At 58.3% G+C, this 252-nt stretch carries 1 pseudogene; it reads left to right on the forward strand.

From position 1 onward, the window contains the following. A pseudogene (locus tag Q5L94_RS13965) lies at positions 1-252 on the forward strand (cell filamentation protein Fic); the annotation flags it as partial.

Consider the following 252-nt stretch of genomic DNA (forward strand, 5'->3'; position numbering starts at 1 on the left):
GCACCGAAGACGGCGAGGCCGAAATCCAGCTTCGAGCTGTTGACGGCACTGTCTGGTTGTCTCTGAACCAGATCTCCGACCTCTTCGGCCGCGACAAGTCTGTGATTTCCCGGCACATCAAGGCCATCTTCGACGATGCCGAACTCTCGCCCGAGACAGTAGTTGCACGTTATGCAACAACTGCCGGGGACGGCAAAACCTATCAGGTCGATCACTACCGGCTGGAGATGCTTCTGGCCATCGGCTACCGGG

It is taken from the genome of Idiomarina sp. Sol25 (assembly GCF_033052775.1).
Taxonomy (GTDB): domain Bacteria; phylum Pseudomonadota; class Gammaproteobacteria; order Enterobacterales; family Alteromonadaceae; genus Idiomarina.